At 63.2% G+C, this 22225-nt stretch carries 29 protein-coding genes; 20 read left to right on the top strand and 9 right to left on the bottom strand.

Annotation, left to right across the window (positions count from 1 at the left end):
• Positions 1-30: 30 nt before the first annotated feature.
• Positions 31-396: an AbrB family transcriptional regulator gene (locus U9970_RS03455; RefSeq protein WP_106502848.1), complete on the bottom strand. Its 366-nt coding sequence runs from the start codon at positions 394-396 to the stop codon at positions 31-33.
• Between the two features lie 185 nt (positions 397-581).
• Here U9970_RS03455 and U9970_RS03450 point away from each other — a divergent pair, with 185 nt between their 5' ends.
• Positions 582-1085 (top strand): GNAT family N-acetyltransferase, encoded by a 504-nt coding sequence (locus U9970_RS03450; RefSeq protein WP_322765316.1) that lies wholly within the window; start codon positions 582-584, stop codon positions 1083-1085.
• On the top strand, positions 1078-1608 hold the full coding sequence (locus U9970_RS03445; protein WP_322765315.1) for a Nif11 domain/cupin domain-containing protein: 531 nt from the start codon (positions 1078-1080) through the stop codon (positions 1606-1608). The genes U9970_RS03450 and U9970_RS03445 overlap by 8 nt, the downstream gene beginning before the upstream one ends.
• On the opposite strand, the gene U9970_RS03440 is transcribed toward U9970_RS03445, so the two are convergent.
• From U9970_RS03440 to U9970_RS03425, 4 genes are read right to left on the bottom strand one after another with little or no spacing between them, the layout of a single operon-like run.
• Positions 1544-2047 carry a phosphate-starvation-inducible PsiE family protein gene (locus U9970_RS03440; protein ID WP_322765314.1) on the bottom strand — a complete coding sequence of 168 codons (504 nt, stop codon included), beginning with the start codon at positions 2045-2047 and terminating at the stop codon, positions 1544-1546. The two genes, U9970_RS03445 and U9970_RS03440, sit on opposite strands and share 65 nt — an antisense overlap.
• On the bottom strand, positions 2048-2329 hold the full coding sequence (locus tag U9970_RS03435) for a hypothetical protein (protein ID WP_322765313.1): 282 nt from the start codon (positions 2327-2329) through the stop codon (positions 2048-2050).
• Positions 2330-2331: 2 nt separating this feature from the next.
• Positions 2332-2658 carry a hypothetical protein gene (locus U9970_RS03430; protein WP_322765312.1) on the bottom strand — a complete coding sequence of 109 codons (327 nt, stop codon included), beginning with the start codon at positions 2656-2658 and terminating at the stop codon, positions 2332-2334.
• A 5-nt stretch (positions 2659-2663) separates the two neighbouring features.
• Positions 2664-3071 (bottom strand): YkvA family protein, encoded by a 408-nt coding sequence (locus U9970_RS03425; protein WP_322765311.1) that lies wholly within the window; start codon positions 3069-3071, stop codon positions 2664-2666.
• A 287-nt stretch (positions 3072-3358) separates the two neighbouring features.
• Between U9970_RS03425 and U9970_RS03420 the strand changes: the two genes are divergently transcribed.
• The 3 genes from U9970_RS03420 to U9970_RS03410 all read left to right on the top strand — a co-directional run bounded on the left by U9970_RS03420 (position 3359) and on the right by U9970_RS03410 (position 5346).
• Positions 3359-3838 (top strand): DUF2214 family protein, encoded by a 480-nt coding sequence (locus tag U9970_RS03420; RefSeq protein ID WP_407653073.1) that lies wholly within the window; start codon positions 3359-3361, stop codon positions 3836-3838.
• Positions 3838-4482: a peptidase gene (locus U9970_RS03415; RefSeq protein WP_322765309.1), complete on the top strand. Its 645-nt coding sequence runs from the start codon at positions 3838-3840 to the stop codon at positions 4480-4482. The genes U9970_RS03420 and U9970_RS03415 overlap by 1 nt, the downstream gene beginning before the upstream one ends.
• A gap of 105 nt (positions 4483-4587) precedes the next feature.
• On the top strand, positions 4588-5346 hold the full coding sequence (locus U9970_RS03410) for a phycobilisome rod-core linker polypeptide (RefSeq protein WP_322765308.1): 759 nt from the start codon (positions 4588-4590) through the stop codon (positions 5344-5346).
• An 8-nt stretch (positions 5347-5354) separates the two neighbouring features.
• Here U9970_RS03410 and hisIE read toward each other — a convergent pair whose 3' ends face one another.
• Positions 5355-6071, bottom strand: a complete 717-nt coding sequence (gene hisIE, locus U9970_RS03405) for a bifunctional phosphoribosyl-AMP cyclohydrolase/phosphoribosyl-ATP diphosphatase HisIE (RefSeq protein WP_407653072.1) — start codon at positions 6069-6071, stop codon at positions 5355-5357.
• Between hisIE and U9970_RS03400 the strand changes: the two genes are divergently transcribed.
• Genes U9970_RS03400 through U9970_RS03375 form a run of 6 tightly spaced genes read left to right on the top strand, consistent with a single transcriptional unit; the run spans position 6070 to position 10245 of the window.
• Positions 6070-6534 (top strand): 6-carboxytetrahydropterin synthase, encoded by a 465-nt coding sequence (locus U9970_RS03400; protein ID WP_322765306.1) that lies wholly within the window; start codon positions 6070-6072, stop codon positions 6532-6534. The two genes, hisIE and U9970_RS03400, sit on opposite strands and share 2 nt — an antisense overlap.
• Before the next feature lie 54 nt (positions 6535-6588).
• Positions 6589-6834, top strand: a complete 246-nt coding sequence (locus U9970_RS03395; RefSeq protein ID WP_322765305.1) for a hypothetical protein — start codon at positions 6589-6591, stop codon at positions 6832-6834.
• The gene (locus U9970_RS03390) at positions 6834-7259 is read left to right on the top strand and encodes a hypothetical protein (protein ID WP_322765304.1); all 426 of its coding nucleotides are present in this window, start codon (positions 6834-6836) and stop codon (positions 7257-7259) included. Before U9970_RS03395 ends, U9970_RS03390 begins: the two co-directional genes overlap by 1 nt.
• 36 nt (positions 7260-7295) lie before the next feature.
• Positions 7296-8252, top strand: coding sequence for a permease (locus U9970_RS03385; protein WP_322765303.1), 957 nt, complete (start codon positions 7296-7298; stop codon positions 8250-8252).
• Positions 8228-8929 (top strand): TIGR03943 family putative permease subunit, encoded by a 702-nt coding sequence (locus tag U9970_RS03380; protein WP_322765302.1) that lies wholly within the window; start codon positions 8228-8230, stop codon positions 8927-8929. The genes U9970_RS03385 and U9970_RS03380 overlap by 25 nt, the downstream gene beginning before the upstream one ends.
• The gene (locus U9970_RS03375; protein WP_322765301.1) at positions 8926-10245 is read left to right on the top strand and encodes a hypothetical protein; all 1320 of its coding nucleotides are present in this window, start codon (positions 8926-8928) and stop codon (positions 10243-10245) included. Before U9970_RS03380 ends, U9970_RS03375 begins: the two co-directional genes overlap by 4 nt.
• On the opposite strand, the gene U9970_RS03370 is transcribed toward U9970_RS03375, so the two are convergent.
• Complete coding sequence (locus U9970_RS03370) at positions 10231-11043, bottom strand: metal ABC transporter permease (RefSeq protein WP_322765300.1); 813 nt, start codon at positions 11041-11043, stop codon at positions 10231-10233. The genes U9970_RS03375 and U9970_RS03370 overlap by 15 nt on opposite strands.
• Before the next feature lie 34 nt (positions 11044-11077).
• Between U9970_RS03370 and U9970_RS03365 the strand changes: the two genes are divergently transcribed.
• Positions 11078-11479, top strand: a complete 402-nt coding sequence (locus U9970_RS03365; RefSeq protein ID WP_254936520.1) for a Fur family transcriptional regulator — start codon at positions 11078-11080, stop codon at positions 11477-11479.
• Between the two features lie 25 nt (positions 11480-11504).
• Here the strand turns inward: U9970_RS03365 and U9970_RS03360 are convergent, their stop codons facing one another.
• Complete coding sequence (locus U9970_RS03360) at positions 11505-12200, bottom strand: metal ABC transporter ATP-binding protein (protein WP_106502834.1); 696 nt, start codon at positions 12198-12200, stop codon at positions 11505-11507.
• A gap of 203 nt (positions 12201-12403) precedes the next feature.
• Here U9970_RS03360 and U9970_RS03355 point away from each other — a divergent pair, with 203 nt between their 5' ends.
• The 8 genes from U9970_RS03355 to U9970_RS03320 all read left to right on the top strand — a co-directional run bounded on the left by U9970_RS03355 (position 12404) and on the right by U9970_RS03320 (position 21493).
• Positions 12404-13447, top strand: a complete 1044-nt coding sequence (locus U9970_RS03355; protein ID WP_322765299.1) for a metal ABC transporter substrate-binding protein — start codon at positions 12404-12406, stop codon at positions 13445-13447.
• Positions 13448-13521: 74 nt separating this feature from the next.
• Complete coding sequence (locus tag U9970_RS03350; RefSeq protein WP_407653071.1) at positions 13522-15057, top strand: iron uptake porin; 1536 nt, start codon at positions 13522-13524, stop codon at positions 15055-15057.
• A 76-nt stretch (positions 15058-15133) separates the two neighbouring features.
• The gene (locus tag U9970_RS03345; RefSeq protein ID WP_322765298.1) at positions 15134-16222 is read left to right on the top strand and encodes a CobW family GTP-binding protein; all 1089 of its coding nucleotides are present in this window, start codon (positions 15134-15136) and stop codon (positions 16220-16222) included.
• Between the two features lie 37 nt (positions 16223-16259).
• Positions 16260-16832, top strand: a complete 573-nt coding sequence (locus tag U9970_RS03340) for a HupE/UreJ family protein (RefSeq protein ID WP_322765297.1) — start codon at positions 16260-16262, stop codon at positions 16830-16832.
• A 79-nt stretch (positions 16833-16911) separates the two neighbouring features.
• Positions 16912-17055: a hypothetical protein gene (locus U9970_RS03335; RefSeq protein ID WP_322765296.1), complete on the top strand. Its 144-nt coding sequence runs from the start codon at positions 16912-16914 to the stop codon at positions 17053-17055.
• A gap of 114 nt (positions 17056-17169) precedes the next feature.
• The gene (locus U9970_RS03330) at positions 17170-18741 is read left to right on the top strand and encodes an iron uptake porin (protein WP_322765295.1); all 1572 of its coding nucleotides are present in this window, start codon (positions 17170-17172) and stop codon (positions 18739-18741) included.
• A gap of 121 nt (positions 18742-18862) precedes the next feature.
• Complete coding sequence (locus U9970_RS03325; RefSeq protein WP_322765294.1) at positions 18863-19927, top strand: extracellular solute-binding protein; 1065 nt, start codon at positions 18863-18865, stop codon at positions 19925-19927.
• Positions 19928-20020: 93 nt separating this feature from the next.
• Positions 20021-21493 (top strand): ABC transporter permease, encoded by a 1473-nt coding sequence (locus tag U9970_RS03320; RefSeq protein WP_322766002.1) that lies wholly within the window; start codon positions 20021-20023, stop codon positions 21491-21493.
• A gap of 33 nt (positions 21494-21526) precedes the next feature.
• On the opposite strand, the gene U9970_RS03315 is transcribed toward U9970_RS03320, so the two are convergent.
• Entirely contained in the window at positions 21527-22123 is a 597-nt protein-coding gene (locus tag U9970_RS03315; RefSeq protein ID WP_322765293.1) for a Crp/Fnr family transcriptional regulator, read from the bottom strand.
• Positions 22124-22225: the final 102 nt, after the last annotated feature.

The raw sequence follows: 22225 nt of genomic DNA, 5'->3' as shown, positions 1-22225 counted from the left end.
CTTAAGCAGCGTCAAATGGGGACGCCGCAATCACTCTTCGTCTTCGTCGGTGGCACCGGCCGGAATCAGGCGGATCTGCTTGCGGCCGAGCTTGATCTCGAATTCATCGCCGGGCTTGAGATCAAGCAGTGCCGTGTAGGCCTTGCCGATCAGCAGGTTGCCATTGCCCTGCACGGTAGCGATGTAGCTGAGTTTGCGGCCGCCCTTGCCAACCTTGCCAGCACCGCCAAGCTCAACGCCCTTGGCTTCAAGCAGGGCTTCATAGAAGGCAGTGAAATTAAGGCGCTCGCCGCCATCCTTCTTATTAGAGACATAGCCGCAGGCCCGGACGATCTCCGACTTGCCCACATCGCCAAGCTCTTTGACCTTGGCAAGCAGTTCCGATCCAGTGAGCATCGATTTAGGGGATTGGTGGGTGAATTGGCGGGGCTTATGAGGTTTGCCCCTAGGAATTACATTCAGAATTTACACCATAAAATGCAGCTGCCAAGCTTTGCCAGGCAAATAAATGCCTAAACATTCAGCCCATTTCGATGCTGGCTGGCAGCGGTGATAGAAAGCAGGCTGAACCCAGCAACGGGATGGAAAACCTGCGGGTGCTGCATCCAGTCGATCTCGATCAAGTAGCAGCGGTGTATCACGACGCCGTGATCAGCCAGGCCAAAGGCCTCTATAGCCAAGCTCAAATTGCGGCCTGGGCCAACCATGCCCAGAGCAGCAATGCTGTTCGCGAAGCCCTGCATAGGGGCTATGGCCTGGCCAGCTGCGCAGCCAACAACCAAAACATTATTGAAGCTTTTGGGGTGCTGGATCCGCCGCAACGGCTATCGCTTCTCTATTGCCGCGGCAGGGCCTCCCGGCAGGGAAGGGGTCGCCTAATCCTCCAGGCCCTTGAAAGCCATGCCTGGCAACAGGGTTGCCGCCAGTTGCACACCGAGGCGAGCCAGCTTTCCAAGCCGCTTTTGCTCCATCTCGGCTGGCAGATCGATGCCGAGGAGCAGGTGATATTTGCTGGGGAATCCTTCCAGCGCTGGCGGATGATCAAAGATCTGAGCGAGCAAAACGAAATGGGGCGTGATGGCTGAAGCCCAATTGCAGCAATTTCTCGAGAAGGTACGCCAGCTAAATGCCTTCGTGGCGCTAAGCGAGGCCGAACCTGCCTTACTTCAGGCCCTGCGGGACTGCAGTAATCACCACGCGGTGGTGGAACTAGCCCGCAGCCGGGGCTTCGAGATCGGCCGGCGTTGGGGTGAAACCGATCCCCCCCGCCAAGCTGAAGCCAATCTCTTAGCTCCGCCTTGCCCGGCTACGGGGCAGGAGACCAGCGTCGTATTAGTGGAACAAAAAAACTGGCGACTTGAGCGGATCCACTCCTGCCTTGCAACCAGTCCTGAGGGTTTTTGGTACGACCAAGAGGAGCACGAGTGGCTAACCCTGCTCCAAGGAAGCGCCCTGCTTGAGCTAGACGGTGAGGAGGTGCCTTTAGAGCTCTGCCGAGGTGACAGCCTGCTGCTTCCAGCCCACCGGCGGCACCGGCTCCTCGCTACGGATCCTGCTCCGGGGACCGTATGGCTGGCCCTGTTCTGGCGGGAGGCTGGCGAATGTTGACGCTGCGAACCAGCCAGAACGCCGCCGCTAGGGCGAGCACCGCAATACCTAGCCCGCCGAGGAGCTGGGGCTTGTTTTCAGCCCCGGGGGGCAGCACGATCACCTTTCGAGCTACCGCGGTCATGGCTGTGAGCAACACCAGCTCGATCTGCACCACTTGACGGCGCAGATAGGAGGTCACGTTTTGGAGCACCTCCACCGCAATTAGCAGGGTGAGCAGATCGCCCAAAACCGCGTTCATCTTGCTGCCGAGCCAGGGCGTATCGGGCTGCAGCACCGCCACGACTACAACACTCATCAACTGCACGGTGCCAGCCACCAACACCACCAGCAGCACGATGCCGAGCAGCTTGGCCAGGGATTGCTCACTGCGATCAACTAGCTGGAGATAGTTGACGTCTTGCCAGAGCCGGCGCAGATTTTTGATCACGGTCGCCAATTAATTCTTGAACTGTTCATAGATAGGTCGAGCTTGGGTGTCGCTGGGGGAGTTTTCCAGCTGGGTGTCACAAGTAATGGCTCCATCCGCCGCTGTGACGCAATTTTTGGGCTTGACCTTGGTGGACGGCCCCACGGAACTGCCGGGGCCCACAAGAAAACTTTCAACCTGGGCCAAGGCCGGAGCCATGGCAAGCAAGGAGCTGGCGGCAAGGGTTGCCAAAGAGAGGCCTGGGAGCTGCATCGAGGCGATAGCTGTTATTTCTCCACTCTGAACGGCCATGCTCAGCTTTGCTGGTCTTGGCGAATTTCCTGCAACAGCAGATCTAGCTGCCCCAGCGAAGCCTCCAACCCCGGCCGACCAGAGCCCTCACTTTGGCCGGCTCCATCTTCGTTTTGCCAGAGCTCCTCAACGCCACACAGCTGCTGGGCGAGGCCAGGCAAGCCGTCGCGGTTGTGAGTGCGTTGCAGCACCTCAAGCAGGACGGGCATCCGAATCGATGCTGCTTGCAGGGCGCGCCTGAGATCCGCCTGGGTGCGTCCGGTGTGGCGCAGCCAGTCTTTAAGAAAGCTCTGCAGATCATCGAGCTCTGCAGCTGTGAGGCTGGCCATCGCTATCAGCGGTTCAGGGGAAACCATTGATCCAGTCTGCGCTGGGCCCGCAACTGCACCGCCGGGGTGCGATGGCGGCTGCACAAACCAAGCAAGGCCGTAACGGCCACAAGATCGTCGCTGAAGCCCGCCGCCGGAATGAAATCTGGAATCAGATCTAGGGGCACCAGCAGGTAGGTGAGCGCAGCCAGCACAGTGAGTTTGGCTGGTGCAGGCGTCTGGGGGTCTAGCAGCAGCTCCAGACATTCCAGGGCCGGTCTGGCCAGGGTGCGGCCTGCCCGGCGCAACAACTTGAGCAACACCACCTCATTCACCTCGGTGCTCTCCAGCACCTGGGCATCAACTACGGGAGCATCCCCTGAGGTCGGGTCTACGAACTCGGTCACGGGCAGCACGGCAGCCAACCTGCTCATTCAAGGAGCAAGCGACAGCTAATCGGCTGCCACCAAGCCGCTATCGATGCCGGTTTTCCGCAGTTTGCCCAGCTCACGGTGAGGCTGCGTTGTTCGCAGCCCACCAAATCATCCACTTCCGCCTGGGGGCAGATGCAACAGCAACATCTGGGCAAGCGCAAACGGTCTCCCCGAAAAGCTTGCGACTTTCAAAATGGCTGCTGATTCCAGCTCACTTTTGAGCAAGCAGCAGGCCAGCTGATCCGCCGGTTACGGTTGCCAGCATCTGCCTACTACAAATGCCTGGCTTGGCTGCCATCCCCCCTGAAGTGCTCTCCCGCGCTGGGGTGGCCTACGTGCACTACGTGAGCTTCATGCTCTGTTTCGGGGCCTTAGTGCTGGAGCGGCGCTTGATCAAGCCAAATCCAAACAAGGCCGATGCCACCTTGATGGTGATCACCGATGTGGTGTATGGCCTGGCAGCCCTTGCCCTGCTGGTGAGCGGGATTCTGCGGGTTCTTTACTTCGGCCAGGGAAGCGAGTTTTATACGGAGAACCCCCTGTTCTGGTGGAAGGTTGGCCTCTATCTAGGGGTGGGCGGCCTGTCCCTCTATCCCACCATCACCTACATCCTCTGGGCTATCCCGCTGCGCAAGGGCGAGCTGCCCCAGGTGAGCGAGGCCCTAGCCACCCGTCTGGGCTGGATTCTCAATGTTGAGTTGGTAGGCTTTGCCCTGGTGCCCTTGCTAGCCACCTTGATGGCCCGCGGCGTCGGCCTGCCTGCCTGATGCTCCGGATGATATGCGGCCTGGTGCTTGCTCTGGGTCTTTTCCCCGCCAGGGGCTTGGCCGCTGAAGCAGCTGCTGGTGATTACCGCCAGAGGCTGGTGCCCACACCCCACGGCTGGCCCAAGCGTCAAAGTTGGTGCGTGTGGATTGATCCCACCGCAGCGTCCGGGCCTGCCGCCCGCTGGGATCAGCTTTGGCTGCAAGCCGTGGAGGCGGCGCTGGCAAGTTGGGCTGAATTGGTCACGATTCACCGCAGCGAAAGCAGGGAATCGGCCCAAGTACAGATATTGAGGCGCCGGCCACCTCTGCAGCGGGGCCGGGCCAGCCATGGCCGCGCCGAGCTAGCTCTGGCGACGAATAAGCCCGGCGACCCGCCAAAAATCGAGCCGCGGGTTGTGGTGAGCATCAGCCCTGGGCAGCGACCGGACGCCATCCAGGCCACGGCCCTACACGAGCTCGGCCACGCCTTCGGGATGTGGGGGCACAGTGATCGGCCCCAAGACGCCATGGCGGCCGTGCCTGGAGCGAACCCAGTGCTGCAGCTCACTGCCCGGGATCGGGCCACTTTCATGTGGCTACAACAGCAGCCCGGCCTACCAGGCAATGAGCCAACTGCAGCAGGGGGCCAGGCCGGCTGCCATTAATTGCGCGATGTTGCGGATTGTCAAGTTGTCTGATAATCAAGCGAATCTTTTAAAGAGCGCTTGAAAAAACTTATACGTTGCTCGCCTTGAGGATTTTTCACCCCTGTGCCCTTGCCCGTTCTGGCCACCAAGCCACTCACCAACAGCGCTCGCGTCAGCAGCTTTCTGGCCGCCGGTGAGGAAAGCCCCCGCCAGAGCGACACCACTTGCCTGGTGCGGGATCCGGCAGCCACCGATGCCGTGATTGAGCAGGCATACCGTCAGATCTACTTTCACGCTTTCAAAGTGGACCGTGATGCGGTGCTGGAATCCCAGCTGCGCTCCGGTCAGATCAGCACCCGCGACTTCATCCGCCAACTCCTGCTCTCCGAGAAGTTTCAGAGGGATTTTTATCGCTGCAATAGCAATTACAGGGTGGTGGAACAGGTGGTGGGTCGGGTATTTGGCCGGCCGGTGCATGGCCAAGCTGAACAGATCGCCTGGTCGATCGTGATCGCCGAGCAGGGGCTACCCAAGTTTGTTGACGCGCTACTGAATTCCGACGAATACCGCGACAACTTCGGCGACAACCTGGTGCCTTTTCAGCGCTCGCGGGTACTTCCCGGCCAGGCGGTAGGCACCATGCCCTTCAACCAGCAAGCCCCCCGCTACAACTCCTACTGGCGTGAGGCGATGAACAGGCGCGCACCCGCTGGAGGATCAAACCCCTGGTCAGACGGTGGCGGCTGGGAGCGCCCAGCCTGGCTGGAAGGTCAGCCCACACCAAGGGTTCAAGCTATCTGGCAATACACCGTGGCAACTGGGGGCTTTGTGCTCACCGGCCTGGTGATCTGGATTGCTGCGGCCATGCTCAGCACAGGCTGAGGCGGCCCTCAGTCCCGCCGGGGCGCGCCGCGGCGGGCGGCCAGCACCTGCTGCACCTGGCGCCAACTGACGCCGTGGTGAGCAAGCGCCACCTGCAGGTGGAAGACGATATCGGCCGCTTCAGCGGCGATCTCCTCGCTGTTGTCGTCCTTGCAGGCCATCACGAATTCGGCGCTCTCCTCTCCGATCTTCTTGAGGATGCGGTTGTCGCCCCCCTCAAACAGTTTGTTGGTGTAGCTGCCGGGCTCGGGCAGGTCGCGGCGCCCTTCGATCACCCGCATCAGTTCGGTGCAGACATCTGCCGGCGGCTGAGCGGCCGATGGCCCCCCGGCCGTGGGCTCGGGACCGTTGTCGTAGAAGCAGCTGCGGGCGCCGGTGTGGCAGGCCACATCGCCGCTCTGCTCAATGCTGAGCAGCAGCACGTCGGCGTCGCAGTCGTAGCGCAGGCCCTTGAGCTGCTGGATATGGCCGCTGGTGGCCCCCTTATGCCATAGCTCCTGGCGCGAGCGGCTCCAGTAGTGCACCTCGCCGCTGGCGAGAGTGCGCTCGATCGCCTGCTGGTTCATCCAGGCCACCATCAACACGGCGCCATCGAGCCAGTCCTGGGCGACCGCGGGGATCAAACCAGCTTCGTTGAAACGCAAGGCCCCTATGAATTGAGGGTCTAGGGGCTGAAATACTGCTGACAAGGCCCTTGCGCTGCTGCTGTCCCGATCCTCACCCATGCCCACTCCGGCCTACAGCTGCAGTAAAACCTTCAGCGGTTATCCCTGCTGCCATCGCCAATGGCGCCACCAGGGCCACTGCCGCTTCGTGCATGGATATAGCCGCAGTTTTAGTTTCTGGTTTCGGGCCCATGAACTCGACGACTGTGGCTTTGTGGTGGATTTTTCCAGCCTGAAACAGCTCGAAGCCCGGCTGGCAGACCAATTCGACCACACCTTTCTGGCCAATGCCGATGACCCCCTCCTCTCGACCTGGCGCCAACTGCACGATCAGGGCGCCCTCGACCTGAGGGTGATGGCCAATGTGGGCATGGAGGCCAGCGCCGAGCTGGTGTGGGGCTGGGCCAACGAACTGCTGCACGGCCGCGAAAGCGGCCGCAGCTGCTGCTGGAAGGTGGAGGCGAGGGAAAACGAGAAAAATGCCGCCTGTTTTGAAGCCCTGCCGGCGTGGTTCAAACCCTGACATCAAGCCAGCAATGACTGGGCCAGGGGAGCGAGGCTCCTAACTTGCGCCTCAATGAACCGCCACCGCCCGATGGGCCGCTTGCTCCAACTACTGACTACTGCCCTGATGCTGCCCGCTGCCGCCCTGGCCCAGACCAGCCCAGGTGGAGGTGCGGTTCAGGCGCTATATCCCAGCAAGGCCGCGGCCGAAAAAGCCGCCAAGCACTTCCACTGCACCGGAGCGCACCAGATGGGCGATAAATGGATGCCCTGCTTCCAGCATGGCGATGGCCATGGCAGCCATACGCCGGCCCACTAATGGCCAAGTGCGGCGACAAACCCAAGCTGCTGGCCATCGGCATCGCCCCCTTGGGCATCATCTCGATCGGCATCGTGCCAATGGGGGTCGTGAGCATTGGGGTGGTGCCGATGGGCGTGCTGAGCCTCGGTGCCGTGGGCATGGGGGTGATCAATATCTGCGTGGTGGGCATGGGCATCGTGGTGGCTGGCGTCAACGTGATGGGCATCTGGAACGCTGGAGCCAGCTCCCCCCACCAGCACCCCCATGCGGCCAGCGGGACCCATACCCCAAACCTCTACGCCTACCCAAGCAAGCAGGAAGCCCTGATCAAAGCCAAACAGCTGGGCTGCAACGGCGTCCATGCGATGGGTTCCCTGTGGATGCCCTGCGCCACCCATCCCGAGCTCGAGCCACCCCCGGCTGCTCAAAGCCAAAGGCCCTGAATCAGCGTCCATGATGGCCATCCCTGCGGGTTGCTCTTGGCACAGCTGGCCACCGCCTGGGCGATTTTTCAGGGTCTGCTGCTCGAAGCCCTGCCCTTCCTGCTGATTGGCGTCGGTATCGCCAGCCTGGCCCGCTGGCTGGCGCCTGGAGGTGCCTGGCTGCGGCAGCTGCCCGGCCACCCCCTGCTGGGGCCCCTCACCGGTGCCGCCCTTGGCTTTGCCCTGCCCGCTTGTGAATGCGGCAATGTGCCGGTGGCGCGGCGGCTGCTAGCCGGTGGCGCCCCAGTTGGCACGGCCCTGGGTTTTTTGTTTGCCGCGCCGGTGCTGAATCCAATCGTGCTGGCCAGCACCTGGGCCGCCTTCCCCAACCAGCCCTGGCTACTGGCGGCCCGCCCCGGAGCAGCCCTGCTGCTGTCGGTGCTGCTGGCCACGGTGCTGCGCCTGCTGCCCGAGGCCGAATTACTAGATCCGGTGCTGCTCGAAGAACGGCGGCTGAGCCAGCCCTTGGCCCAGGTGGGGCTGCTGGAGCGTCGCAGCGGGCTTGTCGGTGCCATCGACGCCAAGGCGCAGCCCCTCAAGGTGGCGCGGCCGCCCTTGCAGGAGGTGCTCCAACACGGCAGCCGCGAATTTCTCGATCTGGCCGCCCTGCTGGTGCTGGGTTGTGCCATCGCCGCCACGGTGCAAACCTTGCTGCCGCGCAGCTGGCTGCTGGCGGTGGGGGGAGCACCAACCATCTCTGTACTGAGCCTGATGCTGCTGGCGGTAGTGGTTTCGGTTTGCTCCAGCGTCGATGCCTTCCTAGCCCTGGGCTTCGCTGCCCAGGTCACCCCGGGAGCGCTGCTGGCCTTCTTGGTGCTGGGCCCGGTGGTCGACCTGAAGCTGCTGGGACTGTTCCGGGTGCTGTTTAAGCCCAAGGCCATCGCCCTCACCAGTGCCGCCGCAGCGGTGGCCGTGCTGGTGCTGGGGCAATGGGTCAATTTGCTGCTGCTGTGATGCGCGCCTTCGCCCTGGGACTGTGGGGAGCCGTGCTGCTGCAAAGCAGCCTCAGCGGCAGACTGGATCTCTTGCTCAGCGGCGTTTTTCACCCGCTGGTGGCGCTGAGCGGTGTGGCCTTGCTGCTGCTGGCTGGCCTGCTGCTGGCTGAACTAGCGCTAAGGGGTCAGGAAAGCCCTGCCCCAGCCCGACGCCAAGCCATCCCAAAAATCTGGTGGCTGAGCGCCGCAGTGGCTTTGCTGGTGTTGGCTATTCCCCCCAACCCCTCCTTCAGCACCCTGGCCGCCAACCGGCCTGCCGAGCTGGGCGATGAGACTGAGCTGAGCTTCGTGCTGCCGCCAGCCCAGCGCAGCCTCACCGATTGGGTGCGCTTGCTGCGCAGCCAACCCGACCCCAGCCTCTACGCGGGTGATCCTGTGCGGATCAGCGGCTTTGTCTTGCCCCAGCCGGGTGAGCCCCCCCAGCTAGCCAGGCTGCTGGTGCGCTGTTGCCTTGCCGATGCCACCCCGGTGGGCCTGCCTGTGCGCTGGCCGGCCGGCCAGACGCCCCGGGCGGATCAATGGCTGGCGGTGGAGGGCACCATGGCTATTGAGGAACGCAACGGCCAGAGCCGCAGCGTGGTGTTAGCGCAGCGAATCACACCGATTGCCCGGCCCAAGCGGCCCCTGGAACCATGAAGGCCACGGGGCAACGGATCACGTTGGTGCTGGCAGCAGGACTGGCCCTGGCCTTACTGCAGCAACAACTACTGCTACGGCGCCCACCCCGGCTACTGGAGCTGGAATCCAGCAGCGCCAGCTCCGGTCCAGCGGCCCTGGACCTGCGCTTCAGCCGACCAATGCGCAGATCCAGCCTGGTGGGCTCCAGCAGCCTGCAACCCCAGCTGGCCTGGACGTGGCTGGGGGAAAACAACCCCCTGCGCCTGCTGCTGCTTCCCGGCCAAACCATCCCCGGACCATTGCGATTGCTGCTGGCAGGGGTCGACCGCCGCAACCTGCCGCTGGGCCGCCAGCAGTGGCTCTGGGACCCCCGGCCGCGCTTGCTGGCGGTGGTGCCCGTAGCCGGCGGCGAACAGCTGCAGCTGCAACGGCGTGATGGCAGCTGGCAGGCGCTGACCCCGGTGTGGCCGCAGCTGGCCCAAGTGCAGCCCCTCGGCAACGGTGCCGGTGTAGCCGTGCTCAGTGGTGATGGCATGGGCAGCCACCGTCTCTGGCTGCTGCCGCTGCAGCAACACAACCTGGTGCGCGAACCGCGGCGCCTCTCCGAACCCGTGGCGGGTGGGCTTCAACCCCTAGACGACGCAGCGCTGCTGTTTGCCCACCTGAGCAGCAACCGACGCGGCGACCTGCTGGTGCAATCGTCCACCACCGCCCTGGATCCGGGCAGCACCAGCGTGCGTTCCGCCCAGGGGCGCCAATGGCCCCTGACCCACTCTGCTTCTGGCCCCATGCAGCTGCTCCCCGAGGGAGGCGGGGTGGTGGTGCCTGAACTGGAAGGCCTCACCCTGCACAACCTGCCGGGCCAGCCCCAGCGGCGCCAGCTGCTGCCCGGCAGCCGGGAGCTCAGCAGTTTCTGCCCCGTGAGCGGCCGCGCCCTGCTGGTGCGTCACTGGCCCGACTACCGGCGCTCCCTAGAGCTGGTGGAGCCGGGCCAACCGCCACGTCAGCTTTGGATCGGCAGCGAAGCCGTCCTGGCCAGCGCCTGCGACCGGGGTGGGGATCGGGTCTGGCTGGTGGTGAGCAACTGGTCCCAGGGATCCCAGCCCCTGATGCTGGCCCTCGACCGCCGCGGCAAATTGCTCAAGCAACGCTCCTTGAAGGGCTGGGAGGTGGAGCCGGGAGCGCCGATGTTGTTTGATCCCACCCGCCAGCAGCTGCTGCTCACCCTGCGCTCAGGCAGCCACGCCAAGCCGGTGCTGGTGGATGGCAGCAGCTTGAACCTGCAACCCCTGGCCAAGCCGGTGCGCCTGGCCCTGTGGCTACCCGCCGGCTGAAAGGCGCCGGTGCTGCAGGGAGGCCAGGGGCAGCAGGCCCATGCACAGCACCCCGATCAGGGGACCGGGCGGCAGGTTCACAGCTGGCTGGATCGCCAGCAGAAAGCCGCCACCGCTGATCCCCATACCCACCAGAGCCGAGCGCCCCAGGGCCTGGCGCAGGCTGGAGGCTCCAGCCAAGGCCACTAGGGCCGGAGCACCCATCAAGGCAATCACCAGTACCACCCCCACGGCGGTCATGGCGCTCACCACCGTGAAGGCCGTCACCAGGGTGAGCAGCAGCCGCAGCCGCTGCACCGGCAAACCAGCACTGGCGGCGCCGAGGGGATCCACCCCCAGATACACGTAGTGGTGATAGCGCCAGGCGAGCAGCAGCAGCACCGCCACCAGGGCCAGCAGGCTGCGCAGCAGGTCGGCAGGAGCGGCGGCCAGCAGATCGCCAAACAGCACCGCCTCCAGATCGACCCGGATGTGCAGCAGGGGGATCAACAGCACCCCTAAACCGAGAAAGCCAGCCAGCACGGTGTTGAGCACCGCCTCATCGCCCCCTTCACCAGAACGATCACCGCGGCTGAGCCGCTCCGCCAACAGGGCGCCAGCCAGGCCACTGATCACCCCACCGAGGCCCGGATCAAGCCGCAGGGCCAGCGCCAGCGCCAACCCCGGCAACACCGCGTGCGACACCAGATTGGCCAGGAACAGGCGCCGCTGCACCAGCAGCAAGGTGCCGGCCAATGGGCAGAGGCCGCCGATCACCAGCGCCAGCACCAGGGGCAGCAGCCACCAAAGAGTCTCCATAGGATCAGCGCACTACGCCCCAGCCACTCTGACCATGCCCTCCCAGGTTGCCGCGTCAAGCGACCGCCAGCAGCTGCTGCTTACGGCGTTGCGCCAAGCCGACCGGGAACTCTCCGGCCAGGACCTGCACGCCCTGCTGCGCCAAGGCTCCCAGCCCATGGGGCTGGCCACGGTTTATCGCCACCTGCGCCAGCTGCAGCAGCGGGGCTGGATCCGTTGCCGCCACCTGCCCAGCGGCGAAGCCCTGTTCGCCCCCACAGAGCGGGACGAACACCATCTCACCTGTGTCGACTGCGGCGCCACGGTGGTTCTTAATAACTGCCCCATGCACGACGTGCACCTAGACGGCGACCAGAGTGCAGGTTTCCAGCTGCTATTTCACACCCTGGAATTTTTCGGGCTCTGCGGAAGCTGTCAACAGCGCCAAGCCAGCTAGCAGCAGCCCAGCTAGCAGCAGGCCATCAACCGCAGCAGTGATTGCCTACCCGCAGGTCGCCGAGGGCCTGGCGCACCTGCTGGGGGCTGCCGTCAGCGAGCAGGGAGCGATCGAGCACCAGCACCCGGTCGTAGGCGTCGAGATCGCGGCCCCAGTCGTGGCTGCTCACCAGCAGGGTGAGACCGGCATCGCGCAGCTGGCCCATCACCTTGAGCAGCTGGGTGCGTGAAGGGGGGTCGATGGCAGCGCAGGGCTCATCCAGCAGCAGCAGCCTGGCTGGCTGCACCAAGGTGCGAGCCAGCAGGGCTCGCTGCTGCTGGCCACCGGACAACTGATCCAGGCGCCGGCCCGCCAACCCGGCCAGGCCAACCCGCTGCAGGGCGGCTTCCACATCGCAGCAGCCAGGACGCTTGGCGGCCATCCGCCCCAGGGCCACCAACTCCCGCACACTGATAGGGAAGTGCCAGGCGATCTCCCCCCGCTGGGGCATCAGGGCCAACTGCTGTCGCGCCAAGGCCAAGGTGAGGGGCACCCCATCGAGCCGGATCGAACCGCTCTCGATCGGCAGCTGACCCTCAATGGCCTGCAGCAGGGTGCTTTTGCCGGCACCGTTGGGGCCCACCAAGGCGGTGAGCGTGCCGGGCTCGAGCGCAAAAGCCACGCCGTCGAGAGCCAGCTCGCCGCCGCGGCGCACCCGCAGCTCACTCACCTCAAGCGACACGCAACACCATCAGTGCAACCGCAAACCTAACGATGGTCGAGCACCAGCACCCGCGCTCCCAGCACGAAGTCATCGAGATAGAAAACACCGACACACCCGCCATCAGCAGGGCGTGGGGCCTAGTCAAAGCAGAACGAGCCCCAGCCAGCCTCCAGGCGACAATTTGAGAACCATTATCATTCGCGGAACCAGGCGTGCCAGTTATGACCCATATCCCCGCTCCCGCAGCTGCCTCTCTCGCCCTGGCATTAGCGGCAGCCGTAGGACTGCAGGCTTGCCGCACTCCCCCACCGGCCGACGTGATCGCCGCCGACGGGGTCCTTTGCGACATCACCCAACGCCTAGCCGCCAGCGACCTACGGGTGAGCTGCCTTTTGCAGCCGGGCGACGACCCCCATCAATTCCGGCTAACGCCCCAGCAGAGCCGGGAGCTCAGCCAGGCCCAGCTAGTTCTGATCAACGGCTTCGGCCTCACCCCAGCCCTAGCCGCACTGACCAAGCCGGGATCAAGCCAGACCAAAACCGTGGCCGTAGCCGAGCTGGCCGTACCAAACAGCCCGGTCCTAAAAGCCGGGCCGCCCAAGACCGCCGATTCCCACCAGCACCACGACGAGGATGGCCATGGCGAGGAAAACCATGACGAGGACGAGCATGCCCATGGCGACCGGGATCCCCACGTGTGGCACGACCCAACCCAGGCGGCCGCTCTGGTGCTGCTGGTGGCCCAGCAACTTCAGCAGCTAAAGCCTGCCGCCCAAGCCCCCATTGCCGCCCGGGCCCAGGCGATGACGGCGACTCTGCAGCAGCTGGACGCCTGGAACCGCCGGCAACTTGCCACCATTCCCACCGCCAGGCCCCTGGCCACCGGACACCGGGCTTTTGCCAGCCTGGCCCGGGCCTACGGACTGCAGGAACTGGCGGTGGTGGATGCCAGCAGCAGCAGCGACAACCTGCGCCCCCAGGCCTTCCAGGCCGTGCTGGAGCAATTGCGGCGCGAGCAGGTGCCGATGCTGTTCGCCGAACAGCTGCCGGCAGGCAAAGCGCTGCAGCGGGTCAGCAGCCTCAGCGGTGTGCCCATCGCCGCCGCACCACTGGTGGCCGACGGTCTGGCAGCGGAACCCGATGGCAACGGCAACCTGGTGGCCACCCTCGCCGCCAACACCTGCCTGATCGTCAACGGCCTGGGCGGTCGCTGCGACCCATCCGGCCAGCAGGCCCTGAGCCAGCGCTGGCAGGCCATCCGCTGACGCCCAGTCAGTAAAAGCAACGAGAATCGTTCTCATTCTTGCTATAGACTGGCTCCGTGCCACGCTTCGCAGCCTTGAAAATTCGCCCAACCCTGCTGCTTGCAGCAACTGCTGCTGGAGTACTGGCACCGGTCACCGCAGCTGCCAATGAAATCTCGTCGCTGAATGGCGCTGCCGCCATCAACGACTACATGCAACAGCAAGACGTTGATCGCTTCCGTGCTTGGGAAGCCAAGAACCAAGTCACCAGCGTCTCCCAGTTTTCCGACGTTCAGCCCACCGACTGGGCTTATCAAGCGCTGACCAACCTGGTGGAGAAATACGGCTGCGTCGCCGGCTACCCCAACGGCAGCTACAAAGGCGGCCAGGCCATGACCCGCTTTGAGGCGGCTGCCCTGCTCAACACCTGTCTCGACCGTGTCACCGAAGTGACCGACGAACTGCAGCGCCTGATGGATGAGTTCAAGACTGAGCTCGCAGCCCTCACCGGCCGCGTCACTGGCCTGGAGAACAAGGTGGGCAAGCTGGAAGCCCAGCAGTTCTCCACCACCACCAAGCTCTCCGGCCTGGCCAGCTTCGTGGTGGGTGGGGTGAGCAACAATCCCGCCGGTGAGCAGGTCACGTTCAACTACGACCTGCAGCTCAACCTCGATACCAGCTTCAGCGGCAAGGATCTGCTGCGCACCGTGCTGAGGGCCGGCAACTTCGATGGCGATCGCAATGCCTTCGGCGGCGGCCTCTCCACCCTGGAGATCGCCTTCCAGGAAGAGGGTGGCCCCGATGTGGTGGGTATCGACAAGATCTTTTATCAGTTCCCGCTTGGGCAGTCTCCGATCGGTGGCCAGTTCACGGCCACCCTCGGCGGCCGCGTGGGCCAGGAAGACATGCTCGCCCTCTGGCCCAGCGCCTATCCAGGCGACACCATCCTCAACGCGCTCACCCTCAATGGTGCACCGCTGGCCTACAACAAAAACCTCGGCCCAGGCCTGGGCCTCTGGTGGCAACAGAACGGCTGGAGCGTGAGCGCTAACTACGTGGCAGGCAATGGTGCCGATTCCTCCCAGGGCCTATTCAGCAGCAGCTCAGCCGGCACCAGCACCGTGCAGCTGGGCTACGGCCAGGAGAACTGGGGCATCGCCGCGCTCTATTCCTATGTCGAGGCCGGTGTGGGTGTGCCCGGCGCCACCCCCTTCATCACCACCGAGATCGAGGAGAACGGCGTCAAAACCAATGCCTTTGGCATCAGCGGCTTCTGGCAGCCGGCCGAGAGCGGCTGGATCCCCTCGATCAGCGCTGGTTACGGCGTCAACGGCAGCTCCGGCTCAGACCTGCGCACCAGCCAGTCGTGGATGGTGGGCCTGCAATGGAGCGATGTGCTGGCGGAGGGCAACAGCTTTGGCATGGGAGTGGGCCAACCCGCCTTTGCCACCGCCACCCGCAATGGGGCGGCCAGCGAATCCGGCGTGTGGGCTTGGGAGTGGTGGTATCAGTGGCAGGTCAGCGATGCCATCTCCGTGACCCCGGCGATCTTCGTGCTCAACAATCCTGGGGGGAATGGGGATGGGGCCAACCAATTCGGTGCCCTGATCAAAACCAGCTTCCAGTTTTGAGTCGAGCTAACCCCTGCCCCAATGGATTGCTGCAAAGGGTTCCTAGGGTCTTCACAGCCAAGCCATGCCCCATTCCATGACCGCCAGTGCCACCACCACGGGCCTGCCCGTGACAATCCTCACCGGCTTTCTGGGGGCTGGTAAGACCACCCTGCTCAACCACATTCTCAGCAATCAGCAGGGGGTCAAAACCGCCGTGCTGGTCAACGAATTCGGTGAAATCGGCATCGACAACGACCTGATTGTTGCCACCGGCGAAGACATGGTGGAGCTGAGCAACGGCTGCATCTGCTGCTCAATCAACGGTGAACTGCTCGAGGCGGTGTACCGCATCCTGGAGCGCCCCGATCCGGTGGACTATCTGGTGGTGGAGACCACCGGCCTGGCCGACCCCCTGCCGGTGGCCATGACCTTCCTCGGCAGCGACCTGCGAGATGCCACCAGGCTCGATTCGATCATCACCTTGGTAGATGCCGAGAACTTCAGCGACGAGCTGCTGGAGGGCGAGGTGGCCCGGGCCCAGATCGTTTACAGCGACATGCTGTTACTAAACAAATGCGACCTGGTAGCTGAGGAGCGGCTGGCTGCCCTGGAGGCCCAGTTGCGCGAGATCAAGACCGATGCCCGCATCCTGCGCTCGGTGAAGGGCGAAGTGCCCCTGCCCCTACTACTCAGCGTGGGGCTGTTCGAAAGCGACAAAATCGTTGCCCAGCAGCAGCTCAGCGCCGAGCCAGACCACAGCTCCTGCGACCACGATCACGGCCACTGCGAACACGAGCACCACGACCACCACCAGCACCACAACCACGATCATCACAAGCACGAGCACGCCGATCACCCCGACCACGCCGCCATCGAGGGATTCACCTCGTTGTCGTTTGCGTCCGAGGGGCCTTTCGCCCTGCGCAAATTTCAGAACTTTCTCGACAACCAGCTGCCAGCCGAGGTGTTTCGGGCCAAGGGGATCCTCTGGTTCAACGAAAGTGAGCGCCGCCATGTGTTCCACCTGGCTGGCAAGCGCTTCTCGATCGACGATTCCGACTGGCCAGAGGGCTCAGGACGCAAGAACCAGATCGTGCTGATCGGTAAAAATCTCGACCACGCCCAGTTGCGCAAGCAACTGCAGGTGTGCGTTGCCAAAGATTCCGGCAAGGGCTTCGCTTGAACGGGATACTGACTCAGAGGATCCAGCCAATTTCATGATGTCCACCAACCTGCGCAAACTGGCCCCGGCCGCCGCCGCTGGCCTGGCCCTCAGCCTGTTGGCGACCCTGCCAGCCGGTGCCCATGGCCTGGCAAGCGCGGGCTTTGCCGCAGGAGCAAGCCACCCGCTGCTTGGGTTAGACCACTTGCTGTTGCTGCTGGGCGTTGGCGGCGCTGCCGCCCTGGCAGGCCCATCGCTATTGCTGGTGGCCCTAGCCGCTGCCATTGCTGGCAGCTTGTATGGGGCCCTAGGGGGCAACATGCCAGGCGCCGAGGTGTTAGCAGCCTTGATGGTGTCTGGTCTTGGCCTAGCGCTGGCTGCTCGCCAGGGCCAGCTGCTGGCCGTTGTGCTGGCAAGTGGAGTGGCTATTCACGCCATGCTGCATGGCCAGGAGGCCACAGGCAGCAGCGCAGATCTGCTGGGCTGGTGGCTGGGGGCAGGCCTCTGCTCAGCGGCCGTGGTGGGTGCGAGTTTCGCCGTGATCCGCCAGCTGGCCCCCAGCTGGGGACTGCGCCTAGCAGGTGCCCTCAGCATCGCCGGAGCACTGCTAGCGCTTGCGCAGTTGGCGTGAGAACCGTCCCAAGCGGACGCTTTTGTTACACAAACACCTCGCTGAGCTAGCTACGCTTAGCAAAGCGAAATCAAACGCCATGACCGAGCTGATCCTTTTCTCTGGCGTTGTCGCCTTGTTTGGCTTGGCTTTTTGGCTCGCCACCGATTCCGATGATGACAACGGTGGTGGCGGCCTGATGCAACCCGTGCTGGTCCCTGTGCGAGTCAGGCAAAACCGGTGATATTGATCACATCACTTTGAATCAATAGTCTGCACGCCCATCGGCTAAATCCAATAGAAGTATGGCTAGTTGTGTCCCCAGTGGTCATCAACCAACTTCTGTTGTGAGGAGTCCATGAATCAGTTCCATCGCCTATTGCTTGCGCCTGCCATTTTTGGCGCACTTTTACCAAGCTTGGCCGCCCCAGGTAGCGCCGTTGCCAATGAAATCTCGTCGCTGAATGGCAGAGAGGCAATCAATGACTACATGGAGCAACAAGAAATTGATGAGCTCAAGGCTTGGCGCTCCCGCAACCAGGTCACCAGCGTCAACCAGTTTTCCGACGTAAGACCCACCGACTGGGCTTACCAAGCACTGACCAATCTGGTGGAGAAATACGGCTGCGTGGCCGGCTATCCCAACGGCACCTACAAGGGTGGCCAGGCCATGACCCGCTACGAGGCGGCGGCCCTTTTGAATGCCTGCCTCGACCGTGTCACCGAAGTGACCGACGAGCTGCAGAGGTTGATGGATGAATTCAAGAAGGAACTAGCTGTGCTGAAGGGCCGCGTCGACGGACTTGAGGCCAAGGTGGGCAGCCTGGAAGCCCAGCAGTTTTCCACCACCACCAAGCTCAAAGGCGAGGTGAACTTCATCCTGGGTGGCGTTCCCGACTACAACTCTGACGCCAGTGGCAGGCAAGATCGCACCACCTTCAATTACGACCTGCGCCTGAATCTGGATACCAGCTTCACCGGCAAGGACCTGCTCAAAACCCGCCTGCGCTCGGGTAACTTCACGGCCTTCAGTCCCTTCAACGCTGGAGACAGCCTGTTCAAGTTGGATAAAGCCTCCAGCACTAATGCGGGAGCATCAGGTGCTGGTGGCCTCGATACGGTGTCGATCGATCGCCTCTATTACCAGTTCCCGGTAGGCAAGCAATTCACGCTTACCGCCGGTGCCCTGGTGCGCAACACTGAAATTCTCGCCTTTATTCCCACTGCCTACCGCTCCCAGCTGCTCGACTTCTTCGCCGTGGCTGGCACCCCTGGTGCATACAACAAAGTGACCGGCCAGGGATTTGGCGCTGTTTGGAAGCAACAGGTGGCAAAAGGGCAGGGCTTCTGGAACGCCTCGCTCAACTACATCGCCCAGGATGGTGAGATTTCCAACGAGGGCATCTTCGACAGCGATGGCAGCCTCAACACCACGGCTCAGATCGGCTACAAGGCCCCCAACTGGGGAGCAGCCATCGCCTACCGCAACGGCACCACCGGTACCCGCACAATCAATGCCAACGGCACAGCAAACAGCAACCTGAGCTCTGGCCAGAGCTCCAACAGCTTCTCCGTAGCTGGCTACTGGCAGCCCCTTGACAGCGGCATCATCCCCTCGATCAGCGCTGGTTATGGCTTCACTGATATTTCAGGGGGCGTAGCTGGAGCCGCCGATTCCCAGTCCTGGTACGTCGGCTTGCAGTGGGATGACGCCTTCGTTAAGGGCAACATCGCCGGTGTGGCAATTGGGCAAAACCCCAGCGCTGGAGGCGGCATAGATGATCCTCTCTCGCTTGAGCTCTTCTACAAGTTCCAGGTAACTGACAACATCTCAATCACTCCAGGGCTCTTCTACATCACCAACAGTTCAAACCAGGTCAATGACAAAGATCTTTGGGGTGGAGTGATTCTAACCCAGTTCCGCTTCTGATCTAGAAGCAAATCCACCTTGGGCGTAGCAATAGTTACGTCCAAGGCTTGCATTGATCACAGGGGGCAGGCGTGAGCGTTCTTAGCCTGAGGGCATTGTCGAAGCCAAATCCATTTCCAACTTGACTCACCCACCCAGCACTAGCTGCCAACGTTCCCGCCCCTGGGGCCTATCCCTTGGCTTTTCTGCCCTAGCAGTTACCACCCTTGCTGGTGCCATCGAGGTAGCGGGCATGGCCCATAACCGCCCCCAGGAAGTGAATGTCTATTCCGGAAGGCACTACAACACTGATAAACAGCTCTACAGCGAGTTCACCAGACGCACCGGCATCAAGGTGAACCTGCTGGAGGGAAAAGATGACGAGCTGATCCAGCGCCTCAAGAGCGAAGGCAACAACAGCAAAGCCGACCTGCTGGTATTGGTGGATGCGGCCCGGATTTATCGAGCCCAGGAGGCCAATCTGTTTAGGTCGATTCGCTCCGCTGAACTCAACAAGGACGTGCCGGCCAATCTGCGGGACCCCAAGGGGCATTGGTTTGCCTTGACCCGCCGGGCCCGCCCCGTAATGGTCAACCCAGCAATCGTGAAGCCCGGCCTGATCCGCAGCTACGCCGACCTCGGCCGTCCGGAGCTCAAAGGCAAGCTCTGCCTACGCAACCGCGCCAGCGTCTACAACCAGTCGCTCACGGCCGATGAGCTGGTGCGGCGCGGCAAACCTGCCACCCAGCAATGGCTGCAGGGCATGCTCGCCAACACCAAACGGCCCTTCTTTACCTCCGACACCCCCATGCTGCGGGCCGTGGGACAGGGACAGTGCGGCGCTGCTGTGGCCAATCAGTACTACCTAGCGCGCATGCTGCAAGACAAGAACAGCACTGAGCGCAGCACCGCTTCGAAGCTGAAAGTTGTGTGGCCCAACCCCACGCACGTCAATATTTCGGCCGGTGGCGTCACACGCAGCTCCCGCAACCCAGAGGGTGCGCAACGTCTGCTCGAGTTCCTGGTTTCACCCCAATCAGGAGAGGGCTACGCCGCCGCCAACAACGAATACCCACTCAAGGGCTGGGGGAACAACCCGACCCTGAAGGCATTCGGCACTTTTAAGGCCTCACCGGTCTCCATGGAGCAGCTGGGCCGCCGCAACCGCGAAGCGGTGCAACTGATGACGCAGGCTGGCTGGGAGTAACGACTTGGCATCGCGTTGACGCCCTCCACGATCCAAGGCGCCCCCGCGCAGGGACCGGGCCGCTCCAGCAGCCGGAGCTGGCTCTTACTGGTTGTGATTTTGGCAAGTGGGCTCGCCCTATTGCCCCTGCTCACCCTGTTGAAGGACGTGTTGATCAACAGGGGCGAAAGCAGGCTGGAGCTGGGATTTGACGGGCTCAGACAGGTTCGGGGCACCTTGCTGCTGGTTGTAGGGGAAGGGCTCTTAGGTGCCGTGGTGGGAACTGCCATCGGCTGGCTCACCGCGGTTTGCCGCTTCCCAGGCCGGCGCTGGCTGCGCATCGCCCAACTAGTGCCAATGGCCTTCCCTGCCTACCTTCTGGCCGCCAGCCTGATCGACTGGGGCAGCCACCGGGGCCTGCGCATCCATGGCCTGGGCTGGGCCATTGTGCTGCTCACCCTGGCTAACTACAGCTACGTATTTCTGCTGAGCACCGAGAGCTTCTCTGTCAGTGGCAGGCGGCTACTGGAGGCCAGCCGCAGCCTTGGCGTGGGCCCCTGGAGAAGTTTTTTTCGCGTCGCCCTACCAATTGCCCTGCCCTCGATCGGCGCCGGCATTGCCCTCAGCGCCATGGAGGTGGTGAACGATCTCGGCGCAGTGCGCCTGCTTGGAGTGCCCAGCCTCTCTGCCGGCATCCTCGATCGCTGGCAGGTGGATGGCGATCCCCAGGGTGCGGCGCTGCTGTCACTGGTGGCACTAGGGATCGTGGCGGTGTTGATCGCCAGCGAACGTCAATTGCGTCAACGCAGTCGGCGCTGGAACCTTGAAGGCGGAACGGGCAGCTCCCACGTTTGGCATCTCGCGGGCTGGCGCGCCGCACTAGCCCAGTTGTTCTGTGTGCTGCCACCCCTTATCGCTGTGGCCATTCCAGCCCTCTGGATTCAGCAGGGCTGGCAAGGGCTGCAGAGCGAATCGATCGCAGAACTGGGCCAGCTTGCAGGCCGCAGCCTCGGCTTGGCCTTGATTGCCACTGCGGTTACCTGCCTGGGTTCGCTGCTGCTGGCCATCTGCCGGCGCTGGAGCCCCCAGCCGCTAGTGCAACAGCTCAGCTTTATCGCCGGCTTGGGATACGCCATTCCCGGCAGTGTGCTGGCCCTCGGGCTGATCGTTCTGGGCGGCCCCCTTGGCTTCAGCCCAGTCCTGCTGCTGCTCTGGGGCTACGGCGACCGCTTCATCGCCGTCTCAAAACAGGGGCTTGATGCTGCGCTTGAGCGCATACCCCCCAGCATCGACGAAACGGCGACCAGCCTGGGCTGCGACTGGCTGGCGGTGTTGCGGCGGATTCACCTGCCCCTGCTGCGGGGGCCGCTGCTGGTGGGATCCCTGCTGGTGTTTGTGGATGTGGTGAAAGAACTGCCAATCACCCTGGCCCTGCGGCCCTTCGATTTCGACACCCTGGCGGTGCGTGTATTCCAATACGCCAGTGACGAAAGGGTGGGTGCCGCAATGGCACCAGCCGTCATGATCATGGCGTTTGGCTTGCTAGCGGCATTTGCCCTAGTGCCCACCCTGGAGCAGCGCGACTAAGCGCAGCCGATCAGGCACCGATCAGCCCCCCAATCAGGCGGCAGCCAAAGGGGCGGATTCAACTAATTCCGGCGCCAGGCGCATGCCGGCCTCACCAGCGGGGGCCTCGAGCAGTTGGGCCTGGCGAATCCGTGAAATCAGCCGCGTGGTGGTAACCCGGGTGGTACCGATCAATTCACCGATCCGTTCATGGGTGAGACGAAACGGCAGATCGCACCAGCTACCGCAGCGACGACCGAGACGGCGCACCAGCAGACCAAACAATGCGTGCAGGCGCTGGTCAGCGCTGCCTAAGTGACGGATGCGCAGCAGCTGCAAGGTCCATTCATTGACGGCATCAAAGCCTTCCCCCTGCCGGGGTATGGCGTCACTACGGAAACTCAAAGGGGTGAGCGCCTCGACGCATACACCCTCACTGCATAGGCGCTCGGTACAGAGCTGATCCCCCGCCTGCAGAAAAGCCAGGGTCATCCCCTCGGTTTCCTCGCAGGGGCAAAAGACGCGGGCCACACCATCAAGCACCTCAATGCAGCTCCCTGAGGGGCGCAGAGAGGGGTTAAGCAGCACGGTTTGCCCAACCGGCATGCGCACGGCGGCAAGGGAATCGGCGGGCAGGAAGCGAAAACTCATAGCCGCAGCGGAGGGCTTATTGCGAATGACTCGCAACCTAAACAAGAACGCCGCCTTTTGCAAGCGATTCTCAATAACAACTAGCAATTGCAAGCGGGCTTT

Source organism: Cyanobium usitatum str. Tous, from assembly GCF_963920485.1.
GTDB classification, from domain to species: domain Bacteria; phylum Cyanobacteriota; class Cyanobacteriia; order PCC-6307; family Cyanobiaceae; genus Cyanobium_A; species Cyanobium_A usitatum_A.
The sequence above is the reverse complement of the archived record's forward strand: the minus strand, read 5'-3'. Positions and strand labels throughout refer to the sequence as shown.